Raw genomic sequence first — 14,413 nt, forward strand, 5'->3', positions numbered from 1 at the left:
AAATGACTGGGCATGATACTGAATGTGGGTTCAGTCTGCCAACAGTTTGCTGATTAAAGCGTCATGACGCTGCTTTTGGCGGCTCATGCGCAGACGTTCGGCGCGAATGATGGTTTTCAAATCGCCCAGGGCGGTGTCGAAATCATCATTCACAATAAGATAATCATATTCGGCGTAATGGCTCATTTCTGCAACAGCTTGCGCCATACGTTTCGCGATCACGTCTTCGCTATCCTGACCGCGGCCACGCAGGCGGCGGTCCAGCTCAATCTTAGACGGTGGCAAAATAAAAATACTGCGCGCATGCGGCATTTTTTCACGAATTTGCTGCGCACCTTGCCAGTCGATATCTAAAAAGACGTCTACGCCGGATGCTAATACTTGCTCAATGGTTTCACGCGAGGTGCCGTAGTAATTACCGAAAACCTCCGCGTGTTCCAGGAACGCGTCTCTGCCAATCATGGTTCTGAATTCGTCATGGTTCACAAAGAAATAGTGTTCACCATGCACTTCCCCCGGGCGCGGTGCGCGCGTGGTGTGCGAAACAGAAACCTGGGTGTCATACAACGGTTGGGTCTTTAATAAAGCCTGAATCAGGCTGGATTTACCCGCGCCACTGGGGGCAGAAACAATATAAAGCGTGCCTTGAGCCATGAGTATCTTAATGTATGTGATTATCGAAAGAGAGCCTACATACGAGCTTATTATACACGTAGCCGCTTTGTGACGTAGCCCTTGTCACACTTTTTGCGCATGTTTATTGCGTTTTGCGTACCAGTTTCCTGTTTTATCGGCGATTTGCAGCAATACATGCAAATGTCCGGAAAGCTGTTCGTAGGATGAATTTTTGCCGCTCTATTTCTATTTCACTTCGCGTTATACCTGCCGGGAAACGCATGGTTTAGTGGAGATAGCATGGGATTATGGAAATGCATAGGTCTGGTTTTGCTAATGGGGTATCTACCCGCGTGGGCGGTATGCCCCGTCTGGTCGCCTGCCAGGGCAAACGAGGAAATTTCGCGACTACAGCAGCAGATTACACAGTGGAATGACAGTTACTGGAAACAAGGGGAAAGTGCCGTAGACGACGGCGTTTACGACCAGCTCAATGCGCAACTAATTCAATGGCAGCGCTGTTTTGGCGATGAAGTCCCACCAGATCTGTCTGCGCCACCAATGAGTGGCACAGTATCGCACCCCGTTCCCCACACGGGAGTCCGAAAACTTGCCGATAAGCAAGCGCTACAGCAATGGATGCACGCTCGCAGCGATCTCTGGGTGCAACCGAAGGTGGATGGCGTGGCGGTGACGTTAGTCTATCGCAATGGCAATCTGGTACGGGCGATTAGCCGTGGTAACGGCCTGAAAGGCGAAGACTGGACGCAAAAGGTTCTTCAGATCCCTTCCGTACCACATTCCACCAAGGGGAAACTCGCTAACAGTACGCTGCAGGGTGAGATATTTTTGCAGCAAGAGGGGCATATTCAGAAGCAAAGAGGGGGAATGAACACCCGCTCGAAAGTTGCTGGATTGATGATGCGCCAGAGCAATCCAGAATTGTTAGGCTCGCTGGCTATTTTTATCTGGGCCTGGCCTGATGGTCCGGCAGTCATGCCTGAAAGACTGGAGCAGCTCACGGCTGCCGGGTTCAGTTACACGCAACGCTATACTCAGGCCGTGAAGAATGCGGATGACGTAGAGCAAGCGCGAGCAAAGTGGTGGAGTTCAGCATTACCTTTTGCCACTGATGGCGTAGTGGTGCGAATGGGAAAAGAACCGCAGGCACATTACTGGCTACCCGGACAGGGTGACTGGCTGGCGGCGTGGAAATATCCTCCTGTTGCAAGGGTATCTGAGGTAACGGGTATTCAGTTCTCCGTTGGTAAAAGCGGGAAAATTGCGGTGGTCGCATTGCTGACTCCCGTCATGCTGGATGATAAACGCGTACAGCGTGTAAATATTGGCTCCGTCCGACGCTGGAATGAATGGGATATCGCGCCTGGCGATCAGATTCTGGTAAGCCTGGCCGGACAAGGGATCCCCCGTATAGACGAAGTGGTCTGGCGCAGCACTCAGCGTACTAAGCCAATACCCCCCGAGGGGCGCTTCAATTCATTAACCTGTTTTTATGCCACTGCGGAGTGCCAGGAACAGTTTGTTGCCAGACTGGTCTGGCTGGGCGGCAAAGAGGTGCTGGGGCTGGAGGGTATCGGCGAGGCGGGATGGCGAGAGCTCAACCAGGCGTATCGCTTTGAACATATCTTTTCCTGGCTTGGGTTAACTCAGGAACAGTTACAGTCCACACTTGGTGTAATCAAAGGGGAGAAGCTGTGGCATCAGTTCAACCTGTCACGCGATCTCCCGTTCACGCGTTGGGTGATTGCCATGGGAATACCGTTAACACAGGCAACGCTAAACGCCAGTGGGGATGGTTCGTGGCAGCAATTAAAAGAACGCGATGAACAAAGCTGGCGGCAACTTCCTTTCATGGGCGAGCGGCGAGCACGGCAAATTATTCAGTGGCTGGAGGATCGAGAGGTCACAGCGCTGAGCAACTGGTTAGCTGCTCAGCGGATCGCGGGCTTTATGCCTTAATGGCCTTCATGGCGATAGTAAAATACCGGCAGACCTAACTTCAGGCGCAGTGCCAGTAATCGGGCGGTAAAGCCGAAGAGCAGAGTAGAGATAACCACTACATCGTGGCTGGAGACATAATGCTGTAGCACGATGTACAGCACAGCAGCGGCGAATGATACGCCAGCATACAGCTCTTTCTGGAATACTAACGGGATGCGTTTGCAGAACATGTCGCGTAATACGCCACCGAAGACGCCGGTAGTGACCGCAGCGACCACGGCGATAATCGGCCCATGACCCATATCCAGTGCCACCTGAGCGCCGATAATAGAAAAGACCACCAGGCCCAGCGCATCCAGTACGAGGAATATTTTGCGTAGATAGGGCATGACGGGAGCAATAATGGTGGTGAGTACCGCAGCTGTCGCCACGATAATGACGTATTCAGGGTGCTTTACCCAGCCAAGCGGATAGTGGCCGAGAAGAATGTCACGTACCGATCCGCCGCCAATGGCTGTCGCGGTGGCAATAATAATGACGCCAAATGTATCCATACGACGACGCCCAGCCGCAAGCGCACCGGTCATGGCTTCGGCAGTAATACCAATCAAATATAAAACGTGTAACAGCATGTATTCCCCCTGATTTGCTGGGGGCTAAGGTTAACGACTTGTGCGCTTTGTCACGATTGAGATTTTCTAAGGCGAAGTGATTTTAATAACTACAGCTAATGCGAATTTGCTGAAAATGCGTGTTGATATGCGCTTTGTGTTATGAGCTTCAATAAAAAATGATGAGAAAATATAATTCGAATTGAACAAGGGAGTACCAAAGCGTCGGGAAAAACACGTAGCCTCGCCATTTATTGGCGGGCTACGTATCATATTTCACCAAACTATCACTTTAGGCCATTGGATAGGTTAACACGCCTGTTCGTGTTTCGATCATAACTTGAATGTTGCAGCTAGAAATTAATAGATGTGTATGTACTTTGGTGTGCTGCAAAAATGATATATCTTCCAAATACTACACTCCAGATGCCATCGGGGAAGTTATTCTAAGTAAACTCTGATATGCAGCGGCTTCTATTCTGAAAAATGGCTCCCCTCAGCTATCGCTTCTATGCGTGTAGGCGCATTTACAGCAAAATTTTCAGCATTAAGTGAATCGGGGTGATAGACATGAGCGTAAGAGAAGAAATTCAAGATGGCAGAGGGGCTGGAAATTTAAGAAGCGGGATAATCTACACCGAAGTTTTGGGCTGGATAGATATGGGACATGCTCGAGGAGATGATGTCAGAAAGTTACTCTCGGATATGCACCAAGGCGAGCATTCAGGAAAGAATTATTACGATGTAAAATATACTCAAAGTATGGGAAGAGGAGGGTTCACAATTGGGAAATTCATCAGATGGAGAATTAGAAAAGGGCGCAGCTTATTTGAACGATATAGTATAGCGCTTTCCATGATGATGGCGCTTGCTCATCGTTTTGAAGGTTTACAGTCAAATTTCCCCTTTTATCTTTACACCGACAGCGGTTTCAGTGGTGAGGATTTAGTATCCGATTTGCTGGGGCTCTACCGCGTAGTCTCATATAGTAACCCATTCCCGCTATTGCAACCCGTCAGCAAAGAGGAAGCCCTCAGACGTTGGGATTATTATGGTCCAATCGGCTCTTTTAAAAACACCTCATTCCAACCGATTTTATTTCCCGATCCGATGAAATCAGCTTTAGCTCTTCCTGTAAAAGGTGTTTTACCCTCATTCATGAGAACAGTGATACCTTACAGCGACTTCAGTTCTGGTAACGTTAAAATAGTTTCCAGAGATGGAACGGTCGTTAACTGGTAACAAAGGGAAACATATGAAACAGGCAGTCATACTAGTGCTGATAGTAATAGCTATATGCAGCTCTTATTTCTGGCCTAATATTAAAATGAGACTTGCAGGTAACGCACAATATACAGAGTTTGATAAAGCCAAATATGATTATTACACTCCCCAAGTTTTAAAGAAAATGCCGAGAATATCCCAAGTGTATGACTTTAATTATACGAACATTTCTGGCCCTAAGGCTGATGTATGGAGTGTGACGTTTTATAATACCAGGGATACGTGGAAAATTAGTGAATATCTCTCAATGGTGGGCTATGAAAAACAGGAAAAATGCGATATAGAGGCAGAGTGCTGGCGCCTCAGGGGATCTGATGAAGTACTGACAGTTGTGAATATGAACAGCAGCAACGCTGTTCGGGTTGATATTCTGAAGAGTCTTTATAACGACAAATATATGCCAGATAAATAATTACTCCAATTTTATATCAATCAGCACTTATTGACGGTAGGGATAGCCCGCATTTAGCAGGCTATCCTGTGCTTTACGATAGCATAGGCATGGTACGCAAAATTACTCGATATTCTGAATCTGCTCGCGCATTTGCTCGATCAATACCTTCAGTTCAATCGCGGAATTCGTCACTTCGGCATTGATAGACTTCGATGCCAGAGTGTTCGACTCACGGTTGAATTCCTGCATCATGAAGTCCAGACGACGGCCAACGGCCTCTTTTTTCTTCAGGATGTTGTAGGTTTCTTTGACGTGGGCTTCCAGACGATCTAACTCTTCTGCCACATCGATGCGCTGCGCCATCAGCACCAGCTCTTGCTCAAGGCGGTTATTTTCCAGCTGCACCTGGGCGTCTTCCAGTTTGGCTACCAGACGCTCGCGCTGCCATTGCAGGATTTCCGGCATATGTGCACGCACTTTAGTGACTTCAGTGCTGACGCCTTCCAGGCGCTGCTCGATCAGCGCTTTCAGCGCCTGACCTTCTGTTTCGCGCGCAACAATGAAGTCATCCAGCGTACCATCAAGTGCGGCGAGGATTTCGGCGGCAATGGCGTCCAGATCCTGTTCCTGGGCAGCCATTACGCCTGGCCAGCGCAGGATATCAACCGGGTTGATTTCACCTTCATCGCTTTGCATTTTGACCCAGTTAGCAGCGCTAACGAGCTGTTTAGCGAGCTTTTCATTCAGAATCAGCTCGCCCTGCGCGCTGGCATCAGGCTCAAAACGCAGCGTACATTCGACTTTACCGCGCGTCAGACGCGTGCGGATACGTTCGCGAACAACGGGTTCGAGGCTACGGAACTGCTCCGGCAGGCGAAAATAAGTTTCCAGATAACGCTGGTTTACCGAGCGCATTTCCCAGGTGGCGCTACCCCATTCACCCTTGATTTCACGCCGGGCGTAGGCGGTCATGCTGCGGATCATAGACGTTCCTGTTTTTAAAGATGAGATGGGAGGATTATAGCCATCCACGTCTTGTCAGGATAGGAATAACAATCGGAAGTCCGTATAATGCGCAGCCACATTCGTTTCAAGCCGGAGATTTTATCATGCGTCCAGCAGGTCGTAGTGCCAATCAGGTGCGTCCCGTCACCCTGACCCGTAATTATACAAAACACGCTGAAGGCTCCGTGCTGGTCGAATTTGGTGATACCAAAGTGCTGTGTACCGCCTCTATTGATGAAGGTGTACCGCGTTTTCTGAAAGGCCAGGGCCAGGGCTGGATCACCGCAGAATATGGCATGCTGCCACGCGCCACGCATACCCGTAACGCCCGTGAAGCGGCGAAAGGTAAGCAGGGCGGTCGTACCATGGAAATCCAGCGTCTGATCGCCCGCGCGTTGCGCGCAGCTGTTGACCTGAAGACGCTCGGCGAATTCACGATTACGCTGGACTGCGATGTTATTCAGGCCGATGGCGGTACGCGCACCGCATCCATTACCGGTGCTTGTGTCGCTTTGGCTGACGCACTGAACAAACTGGTGGCGAGCGGTAAACTGAAAGCTAACCCGATGAAAGGGATGGTTGCGGCGGTTTCCGTGGGCATTGTGAACGGTGAAGCGCTCTGTGATCTTGAGTACGTTGAAGACTCTGCCGCAGAAACCGATATGAACGTGGTGATGACTGAAGACGGCCGCATTATTGAGGTACAGGGCACGGCGGAAGGCGAGCCGTTCAGCCATGAAGAACTTCTCACCCTACTGGCATTGGCCCGAGGGGGAATCGAATCCATTGTAGCGACGCAGAAGGCGGCGTTAGAAAATTGATTTTAAAGGCGACTGATGAGTCGCCTTTTTTTTGTCTGTAATAAAGTGAGATGAGGAGCGAATCCATGAAACCGTATCAGCGCCAGTTTATTGAGTTTGCGCTTAACAAGCAGGTACTAAAGTTTGGCGAATTTACGCTGAAATCCGGGCGCAAAAGCCCCTATTTCTTCAACGCCGGGCTGTTTAATACCGGGCGCGACCTGGCACTGTTAGGCCGTTTTTATGCCGAAGCGCTGGTGGATTCCGGTATTGAGTTCGATTTGTTGTTTGGCCCTGCGTACAAAGGTATTCCGATTGCGACCACAACGGCCGTTGCGCTGGCGGAACACCACGATAAAGATTTGCCCTACTGTTTTAACCGTAAAGAGGCGAAGACCCACGGTGAAGGCGGCAATCTGGTCGGTAGCGCACTAGAGGGGCGCGTGATGCTGGTGGATGATGTTATCACCGCAGGTACGGCTATTCGTGAGTCGATGGAAATTATTCAGGCGAATGGCGCCACTCTGGCGGGGGTATTGATTTCTCTCGATCGCCAGGAACGCGGTCGCGGCGAGATTTCCGCTATTCAGGAAGTGGAACGTGATTATGGTTGCAAAGTGATCTCTATTATCACCCTGAAAGACCTGATTGCGTATCTGGAAGAGAAACCGGAGATGGCGGAGCACCTGTCGGCAGTACGAGCCTATCGCGAAGCATACGGCGTATAAGAACTGCCGGATGGCACTGCGCTGATCCGGCCTACGCACTTACCGGGCCTACGGTTTACGTAGGCCGGACAAGACGAAATCGCTACTGCAATTGAGCGGCAACCAACGGCCAGCGGGTGTCAAAATCATCCGTTGGACGGTATTTAAATTCGCTACGTACAAACCGGGACAGCATACCTTCGCAGAAAGCCAGTAACTGGCTGGCCAGCAGCGTTTCATCCACGGTGTAGCCTTCACCTTCACGCATTCTTTTTTCTCGCAGAACCTGGCGCAGCTGCGCTTCAATACGCTCAAAAAGTTGGTTAATGCGACCTTGCAGACGGTCTTGTTCGAACATCAACGCGTGTCCGGTCAGAATTCGCGTCAGGCCAGGATTACGCTCACCAAATCCTAAAATCAGCAGAACGATCAGACGCAGACGCGCGCTGGTGTCCTTTTCATCTTTCAAAATCAAATTGATACGCGTAATCAGACTATCTTCGATAAACTCAATCAGGCTATCGAACATACGGGTCTTGCTGGGGAAATGGCGATACAATGCCGCTTCGGATACGCCAACTGAGGCTGCCAGCTTTGCTGTGGTGATGCGTTGGCTACCATCGCTGGACTCAAGCATCAGTGCCAGAGACTGAAGTATTTCTTCGCGACGATTCCTTTTCGCAGTTTGCTTTTCTACCATGTTACAAAATACCCCTGAAAATAAGCTCTTGCCAGGCAGGCATCCACACAGCGACCGCAAACAACAGTTTGCGGTGTGTTATTGCGTTATTACGCTATGGGATACTTTTCTGCGGGTTACTTGCGCCCGGAATGGCCGAAGCCACCTTCGCCACGATCGGTGGCTTCAAACTCTTCCACCAGATTAAATTCAGCCTGCACTACCGGTACAAATACCATCTGCGCGATACGTTCGCCCGGCTCAATAGTGAAGCTGTCCTGACCACGGTTCCAGACGGACACCATCAGTTGGCCCTGGTAGTCGGAATCAATCAAACCAACCAGATTGCCCAGCACGATACCGTGCTTATGGCCCAGCCCGGAGCGTGGGAGCATCACCGCTGCCAGAGAAGGATCGGCAATGTGGATAGCTAACCCGGTTGGCACCAGCGTTGTTGCGCCCGGCGCCAGTTCTACGGCGTCATCAAGACAAGCACGCAGGTCAAGTCCGGCAGAACCAGAAGTGGCGTACGTTGGGAGCGGAAATTGTTGCCCTACGCGCGGGTCCAGAATCTTAACGTCGATTTTTTTCATCATAACGGGTCACGATCTCGTCGAGTAATAATTGGCCCAGGAGTTCTTTACGCTCAAGCGGTAAGACTTTGTCTCCATCCTGCCAAAAAAGGTGTAATGCGTTGCTATCGCTGTTAAATCCTTGAGTTGACAGCGAAACATCGTTCGCACAGATCACATCAAGGTTTTTGCGGATGCGTTTTTGCCGGGCATATTCTTCCACATTATTTGTTTCGGCGGCAAACCCAACGACAAAAGGACGGTTAGCATCCAGTGCGGCAACACCGGCGATAATGTCCGGATTTTTTACCATTTTTACTGTTAATTCATCACCCTGCGTCGCTTGTTTTTTTATTTTTTCGTGGGCGACAGTTTCAGCGCGATAATCAGCGACTGCAGCGCAGCCGATAAAAATATGCTGTTGTTGAACCGCAGATTGCACAGCGGCTTCCATTTCCAGCGCGGTCATCACATCAACCCGCTGAACAAATGGTGGCGTGGATAATGAAACCGGACCCGATACCAGTGTGACGTTTGCCCCGCGCTTTGCGGCAGCAGCCGCGATCGCAAACCCCATCTTTCCGGAACTGTGGTTGGAAATATAACGCACGGGATCAAGCGGTTCACGCGTCGGACCCGCCGTAATCATGATGTTGAGATGTTGCAGATCGTTGACAGGTGAAAAATGTTCTGCCGCCATATCCACAATCGTTAACGGATCCAGCATACGTCCAGGGCCGATATCACCACATGCCTGGCTACCGCTGTCAGGGCCCCAAATGAGCAAACCGCGTGAGGCAAGAATACCCAGATTGTGCTGGGTCGCGGCAGCGCGATACATCTGCTGGTTCATGGCTGGCAGTACAGCAACAGGAGCAGGCGTTGCCAGACAAATCGTTGACACCAGGTCGTTGGCCATACCTGCGGCAACACGAGCAATCAGGTCTGCTGTAGCGGGCGCCAGGATGACCAAATCGGCCCATTTTCCCAACTCAATGTGGCCCATCGCGGCTTCGGCTGCGGGGTCAAGCAGGCTGTCGGAAACGGGATAACCTGAAACCGCCTGTAAACTCAGGGGAGTAATAAATGCTTTTGCCGCTTCGGTCATCGCCACGCGGACGTCAGCGCCGCGTTCCCGTAAACGACGCACCAGCTCAGGGGTTTTGTACGCAGCAATACCGCCACTGACGCCAAGTACGATTTTTTTACCGGCCAGGCTCATCATGATCTTTCCTGTTGGGTTTCACCAGAAGGCGGATATTTTATCACAATCCGCAATTTGTCGTGCTTTTGACCGTACTCCACTTTGCGAGGCGCTACGAAGAAGTGAAAACAGCGCGTCGATTCACCGTCGGTGTTATGCCACTATGCGGACGCGAGAGGAGAGAGAAGCATGGAAAATACAGGAAGTATGATGCCCCGGGAAAAGCTGTTGGCACAGGGGGCCAGTTCTCTGACCGATGTTGAGCTTCTGGCTCTTTTTTTACGTACCGGCATTCAGGGTAAAGATGTGCTTACGCTGGCGAAAGAGATGCTTCAGCATTTTGAGTCGCTGTATGGCCTGTTGTCTGCTGATTACATGGATTTTAGCTATGTTCAGGGAATCGGTATCGCGAAGTACGCACAGTTGAAGGGTATTGCGGAGCTGGCAAGACGCTACTACAACGTGCGAGTGATAGAGGAGCGTGCTCTACTTAGTCCGGAAATGGCGCGTGAATTTCTGCAAAGCCAGCTCTCGCAAGAGGAACGCGAGATCTTTCTGGTGATCTTTATGGATTCTCAACATCGCGTGATTAAACACAGCAAACTTTTTTCCGGTACGCTTAGCCATGTCGAGGTGCATCCGAGAGAAATTGTCCGGGAAGCGATAAAAATGAATGCTTCTGCGGTGATCCTTGCGCATAATCACCCTTCGGGGTGTGCAGAGCCGAGTAAAGCAGATAAACTCATCACCGAGCGTGTTGTGAAATGCTGTCAGTTCATGGATATCCGGGTGCTTGATCATCTGGTCATTGGGCGCGGAGAGTACGTTTCTTTTGCGGAACGCGGTTGGATTTAACGCACTTTACGCGATCCATCGGGATCTTTGTCTGTTCGGGACTTGAGCACATCGCTGACTCAGCGTATACTACGCCACCTTTGAGAATCTCGGGTTTGGCATTTGGGCCTGGCAATCGAGAGTTCGCAAATACGCAAAATCATTCTTGTTGCGTCCAATGACGAGGCAACATTGAAAGATTAAGTGTATTGAACTGCGATAACCGGGCTGAGAAGCCTGACGAGGCGCCAATACCCCATACGAAGCTCGAGCTAATTTGATTTTTGGAGAATAGACATGTCCCGAGTCTGCCAAGTTACTGGCAAGCGTCCGGTGACCGGTAACAACCGTTCCCACGCACTGAACGCGACTAAACGCCGTTTCCTGCCTAACCTGCACTCTCACCGTTTTTGGGTTGAGAGCGAGAAGCGTTTTGTCACCCTGCGTGTATCTGCTAAAGGTATGCGTGTTATTGATAAGAAAGGCATCGAAACAGTTCTGTCTGAACTGCGTGCCCGTGGCGAAAAGTACTAAGTACTAAGAGGAAATAAATCATGGCTAAAGGTATTCGTGAGAAAATCAAGCTGGTTTCTTCTGCTGGTACTGGTCACTTCTATACCACTACGAAGAACAAACGTACTAAGCCGGAAAAACTGGAACTGAAAAAGTTCGATCCAGTTGTTCGTCAGCACGTTTTATACAAAGAAGCGAAAATCAAATAATTTTCGTTTTGATGTAAAGAAAAACCCTGCCTCGGCGGGGTTTTTTGTTTTCTGGCCGTCCCCATATTAATGAGACCTGACATACCGCCGGAGATACTATGCCTGAATTACCTGAAGTCGAAACCAGCCGCCGTGGTATTGAGCCGCATCTGGTGGGGGCAGCGATTATGCACGCGACGGTGCGTAACGGTCGTTTGCGTTGGCCAGTATCTGAGGAAATCTATCGTCTGAGTGATCAACCTGTCCTCAGCGTACAGCGGCGGGCGAAATACCTGCTGCTGGAACTGGCGGATGGCTGGATAATCATTCATCTGGGGATGTCGGGTAGCTTGCGTATTCTTCCTGAAGAGCTTCCGGCAGACAAGCACGACCACGTTGACTTAGTGATGAGCAACGGCAAAGTTCTGCGTTATACCGATCCCCGTCGCTTTGGCGCCTGGCTGTGGACTAAAGAGCTGGATGGACATAATGTCCTCGCCCATCTTGGCCCTGAGCCGCTGAGCGATGATTTCAACGCTGGTTATCTACAGCAGAAATGTGCGAAGAAGAAAACGGCGATTAAACCCTGGCTGATGGATAACAAGCTGGTGGTGGGTGTGGGTAATATCTACGCCAGCGAGTCGCTATATGCGGCTGGGATTCATCCTGACCGCCAGGCGTCATCATTGTCGAAAGATGAGTGTGAATTGCTGGTACGCGTTATCAAGGCGGTGTTGCTGCGCTCTATCGAGCAGGGCGGAACGACGCTGAAGGACTTTCTGCAAAGTGACGGTAAGCCTGGCTATTTTGCCCAGGAGCTGCAGGTCTATGGTAGAGAAGGTGAACCTTGCCGCGCGTGTGGTACACCTATTGTTGCGACAAAACACGCCCAGCGTACAACGTTCTATTGCCGTCGCTGTCAGAAATAGTTTCATAGCTGGCCGGATGCTGCATCCGGCCAGGTGCATTACTTCAGTTTACTCATTAACGCCTGATGGACGTTTTCCGGCAAAAAGTGCGTCACGTCACCCTGGTGGCGGGCAACTTCTTTCACCAGTGACGATGAGATAAATGACCACTCTTTAGATGGCATCAGAAAAACGCTTTCAAGCTGTGGCATGAGGTGGCGGTTCATATGGGCCAGCTGCATTTCATATTCAAAATCGGCTACCGCGCGCAGTCCACGGATCAGAATATTAGCCTGATTATCACGGGCAAAGTTTGCCATCAGATCGCTGAATCCCAGCACTTCCACATTACCCAGGTGCGCCGTTGCCTGTTGCGCCAGCTCAACACGCTCTTCCAGAGTAAACATTGGCTTTTTACTGGGACTTGCGGCTATCGCCAGAATCACGTGATCAAACATGCTTGTCGCACGCGTCACGATATCGAGGTGGCCGTTAGTAATAGGATCAAAGGTTCCTGGATAAATCGCCCGTTTTTGCATGACTTGCCTCAATGCGTTTTGGGTGGCAGGTAAGGTTCCAGCAGTTGCAGCAGACGCTGTAGCGCGCCCTGATTTTGATACAGAACTTCAACTGCGTGACGGCCATAAAAATTACGATAATCTGCATCGGTCAGTAAAGAAGAGACCTCTTTCACCAGCGTAGTTGCGTCGGTGACGGTGATCAATCCGCTTGCCTGTTCGAGACGGGCGCAAATATCTTTAAAATTAAACGTATGTGGTCCCATCAACACCGGAATAGCATGCGCAGCCGCTTCCAGCGGGTTGTGTCCCCCACGTTCAACCAGTGAACCGCCGACAAAAGCAAGGTCGGCAATGCCATACAGCAACATCAGCTCACCCATGGTATCGCCGATCACAACCTGAGTACCTGATGACGGAACTTCACCTGAAGAACGAGTGGTATAGCTTAGCCCAGCCTGGCGTACGAGGTTAATGGCATCCGGGAACCGTTCTGGATGTCTGGGAACCAAAATCAGCAAGAGATTGGGGAACTGATTTAATAATGCCTGATGGGCGGCAATGATGATGCTTTCTTCGCCGTCGTGGGTGCTTGTTGCAATCCATACCGGGCGGTGAGGCGCCCATTGACGACGTAATGTCACCGCTTTTGCGGCCAGTTGTGGCGTGACGGATATATCAAACTTCAGGCTGCCGGTAACGGTGACCTGATTGCTTCTGGCGCCAAGCGTAATAAAACGTGCGCCATCTTCTTCGTTTTGTGCGGCAATCAACGTAATTCGACGCAGTAGTCGGCCAACAAATTTACCTAACTTCGCATAACCAGCGGCTGAACGAGCAGAAAGACGTGCGTTAGCAATGACCAGAGGGATGTGGCGCTTATGGAGTGCCGCGATCAGATTTGGCCACAGCTCGGTTTCCATAATTAACACCAGTTTGGGGTCAACTTTATTCAGAAAACGGTTCAGGGCATCCGGTAAATCGTAAGGCAGATAAATATGCTGAACGTCAGTGCCAAAAGCAGATTGTACCCGCTCAGAACCGGTTGGCGTCATGGTGGTGACCGTGATCGGCAAGTCGGGATAACGATGTCGCAGAGCGCGAACTAATGGGATTGCAGCCAGCGTTTCGCCCACAGAAACCGAATGAAGCATGATGCCGCCGGGTTTTAGCGGGCGGCGATAAAAGCCGTAACGTTCGCCCCAGCGTTTACGGTAGGCCGGAGCCTTACGTCCGCGCACCCAAAGCCGTATCCAGATCAAAGGCTGAATAAGATAGAGCAATGTGGTGTAAAGCAACTCAAGCATGGGCGTTAGCTGGCTAATGGATGTGCTGTGGATTCTATGTATTTACCCGGTGCTTTGCTATTACTTTTGCCATTCAGGGACCAATTAGACGCTAAAGTGGTCAATCTGACGTGTGATAGACCATTAAGTTACATTCTGGCGTAACTCTTTGAAATTAAAGTCAGGGGCTAGAGAGGATAACAAAATTGGTTTTAAAGTTGACATTAATTTGCGCTAAGGAATTGATTGGAAAGACGAAAAGAAAAATGTGCTTAACTTTTATTCGTATCGGATTGCCGCTAAAGAAGTGGTACACTAGCGCGCAAAATTTAA

General features: G+C 50.3%; 17 protein-coding genes. 9 read left to right on the forward strand and 8 right to left on the reverse strand.

The features are described from left to right. Window positions 1–30 precede the first annotated feature (30 nt). Window positions 31–654, reverse strand: coding sequence for a guanylate kinase (gene gmk / locus OGY83_RS13490; RefSeq protein WP_003024042.1), 624 nt, complete (start codon window positions 652–654; stop codon window positions 31–33). A gap of 261 nt (window positions 655–915) precedes the next feature. Here gmk and ligB point away from each other — a divergent pair, with 261 nt between their 5' ends. Then, window positions 916–2,595 carry an NAD-dependent DNA ligase LigB gene (ligB, locus tag OGY83_RS13495; protein WP_286636062.1) on the forward strand — a complete coding sequence of 560 codons (1,680 nt, stop codon included), beginning with the start codon at window positions 916–918 and terminating at the stop codon, window positions 2,593–2,595. Here the strand turns inward: ligB and OGY83_RS13500 are convergent. Continuing rightward, window positions 2,592–3,209, reverse strand: coding sequence for a trimeric intracellular cation channel family protein (locus tag OGY83_RS13500; RefSeq protein WP_003024049.1), 618 nt, complete (start codon window positions 3,207–3,209; stop codon window positions 2,592–2,594). The two genes, ligB and OGY83_RS13500, sit on opposite strands and share 4 nt — an antisense overlap. 549 nt (window positions 3,210–3,758) lie before the next feature. Between OGY83_RS13500 and OGY83_RS13505 the strand changes: the two genes are divergently transcribed. Next, window positions 3,759–4,430: a hypothetical protein gene (locus OGY83_RS13505; RefSeq protein ID WP_286636064.1), complete on the forward strand. Its 672-nt coding sequence runs from the start codon at window positions 3,759–3,761 to the stop codon at window positions 4,428–4,430. A gap of 13 nt (window positions 4,431–4,443) precedes the next feature. After that, complete coding sequence (locus tag OGY83_RS13510) at window positions 4,444–4,884, forward strand: hypothetical protein (protein ID WP_079938898.1); 441 nt, start codon at window positions 4,444–4,446, stop codon at window positions 4,882–4,884. A 102-nt stretch (window positions 4,885–4,986) separates the two neighbouring features. On the opposite strand, the gene OGY83_RS13515 is transcribed toward OGY83_RS13510, so the two are convergent. Next, complete coding sequence (locus OGY83_RS13515) at window positions 4,987–5,850, reverse strand: YicC/YloC family endoribonuclease (RefSeq protein WP_114681570.1); 864 nt, start codon at window positions 5,848–5,850, stop codon at window positions 4,987–4,989. A 125-nt stretch (window positions 5,851–5,975) separates the two neighbouring features. Here OGY83_RS13515 and rph point away from each other — a divergent pair, with 125 nt between their 5' ends. Together rph and pyrE are read left to right on the forward strand one after the other, a co-directional pair. Beyond that, window positions 5,976–6,692 carry a ribonuclease PH gene (rph, locus tag OGY83_RS13520; RefSeq protein WP_079939700.1) on the forward strand — a complete coding sequence of 239 codons (717 nt, stop codon included), beginning with the start codon at window positions 5,976–5,978 and terminating at the stop codon, window positions 6,690–6,692. 65 nt (window positions 6,693–6,757) lie between these two features. Continuing rightward, window positions 6,758–7,399 (forward strand): orotate phosphoribosyltransferase, encoded by a 642-nt coding sequence (gene pyrE, locus OGY83_RS13525; protein ID WP_194212524.1) that lies wholly within the window; start codon window positions 6,758–6,760, stop codon window positions 7,397–7,399. A gap of 82 nt (window positions 7,400–7,481) precedes the next feature. On the opposite strand, the gene slmA is transcribed toward pyrE, so the two are convergent. From slmA to coaBC, 3 genes are all read right to left on the reverse strand, one after another. After that, window positions 7,482–8,078: a nucleoid occlusion factor SlmA gene (gene slmA, locus OGY83_RS13530; RefSeq protein ID WP_003024060.1), complete on the reverse strand. Its 597-nt coding sequence runs from the start codon at window positions 8,076–8,078 to the stop codon at window positions 7,482–7,484. A 116-nt stretch (window positions 8,079–8,194) separates the two neighbouring features. Next, window positions 8,195–8,653 carry a dUTP diphosphatase gene (dut, locus tag OGY83_RS13535; protein WP_003827259.1) on the reverse strand — a complete coding sequence of 153 codons (459 nt, stop codon included), beginning with the start codon at window positions 8,651–8,653 and terminating at the stop codon, window positions 8,195–8,197. Continuing rightward, entirely contained in the window at window positions 8,631–9,851 is a 1,221-nt protein-coding gene (gene coaBC, locus OGY83_RS13540) for a bifunctional phosphopantothenoylcysteine decarboxylase/phosphopantothenate--cysteine ligase CoaBC (RefSeq protein WP_095533115.1), read from the reverse strand. Before coaBC ends, dut begins: the two co-directional genes overlap by 23 nt. Before the next feature lie 171 nt (window positions 9,852–10,022). Here coaBC and radC point away from each other — a divergent pair, with 171 nt between their 5' ends. The 4 genes from radC (at window position 10,023) to mutM (ending at window position 12,297) form a co-directional block, all read left to right on the forward strand. Then, window positions 10,023–10,688 carry a RadC family protein gene (gene radC, locus OGY83_RS13545; RefSeq protein ID WP_286636069.1) on the forward strand — a complete coding sequence of 222 codons (666 nt, stop codon included), beginning with the start codon at window positions 10,023–10,025 and terminating at the stop codon, window positions 10,686–10,688. A 276-nt stretch (window positions 10,689–10,964) separates the two neighbouring features. Then, window positions 10,965–11,201, forward strand: a complete 237-nt coding sequence (gene rpmB, locus OGY83_RS13550) for a 50S ribosomal protein L28 (protein ID WP_003024071.1) — start codon at window positions 10,965–10,967, stop codon at window positions 11,199–11,201. Between the two features lie 20 nt (window positions 11,202–11,221). Continuing rightward, on the forward strand, window positions 11,222–11,389 hold the full coding sequence (gene rpmG / locus OGY83_RS13555; RefSeq protein ID WP_003024094.1) for a 50S ribosomal protein L33: 168 nt from the start codon (window positions 11,222–11,224) through the stop codon (window positions 11,387–11,389). A 98-nt stretch (window positions 11,390–11,487) separates the two neighbouring features. After that, window positions 11,488–12,297 (forward strand): bifunctional DNA-formamidopyrimidine glycosylase/DNA-(apurinic or apyrimidinic site) lyase, encoded by an 810-nt coding sequence (gene mutM, locus OGY83_RS13560; protein WP_286636071.1) that lies wholly within the window; start codon window positions 11,488–11,490, stop codon window positions 12,295–12,297. A gap of 38 nt (window positions 12,298–12,335) precedes the next feature. Here mutM and coaD read toward each other — a convergent pair whose 3' ends face one another. Further along, the gene (coaD, locus tag OGY83_RS13565; protein ID WP_003024099.1) at window positions 12,336–12,815 is read right to left on the reverse strand and encodes a pantetheine-phosphate adenylyltransferase; all 480 of its coding nucleotides are present in this window, start codon (window positions 12,813–12,815) and stop codon (window positions 12,336–12,338) included. A gap of 8 nt (window positions 12,816–12,823) precedes the next feature. Next, complete coding sequence (gene waaA, locus OGY83_RS13570; RefSeq protein ID WP_003827291.1) at window positions 12,824–14,101, reverse strand: lipid IV(A) 3-deoxy-D-manno-octulosonic acid transferase; 1,278 nt, start codon at window positions 14,099–14,101, stop codon at window positions 12,824–12,826. Window positions 14,102–14,413 lie beyond the last annotated feature (312 nt).

It is taken from the genome of Citrobacter sp. Cpo090 (genome assembly GCF_030332665.1).
GTDB lineage: Bacteria > Pseudomonadota > Gammaproteobacteria > Enterobacterales > Enterobacteriaceae > Citrobacter > Citrobacter portucalensis.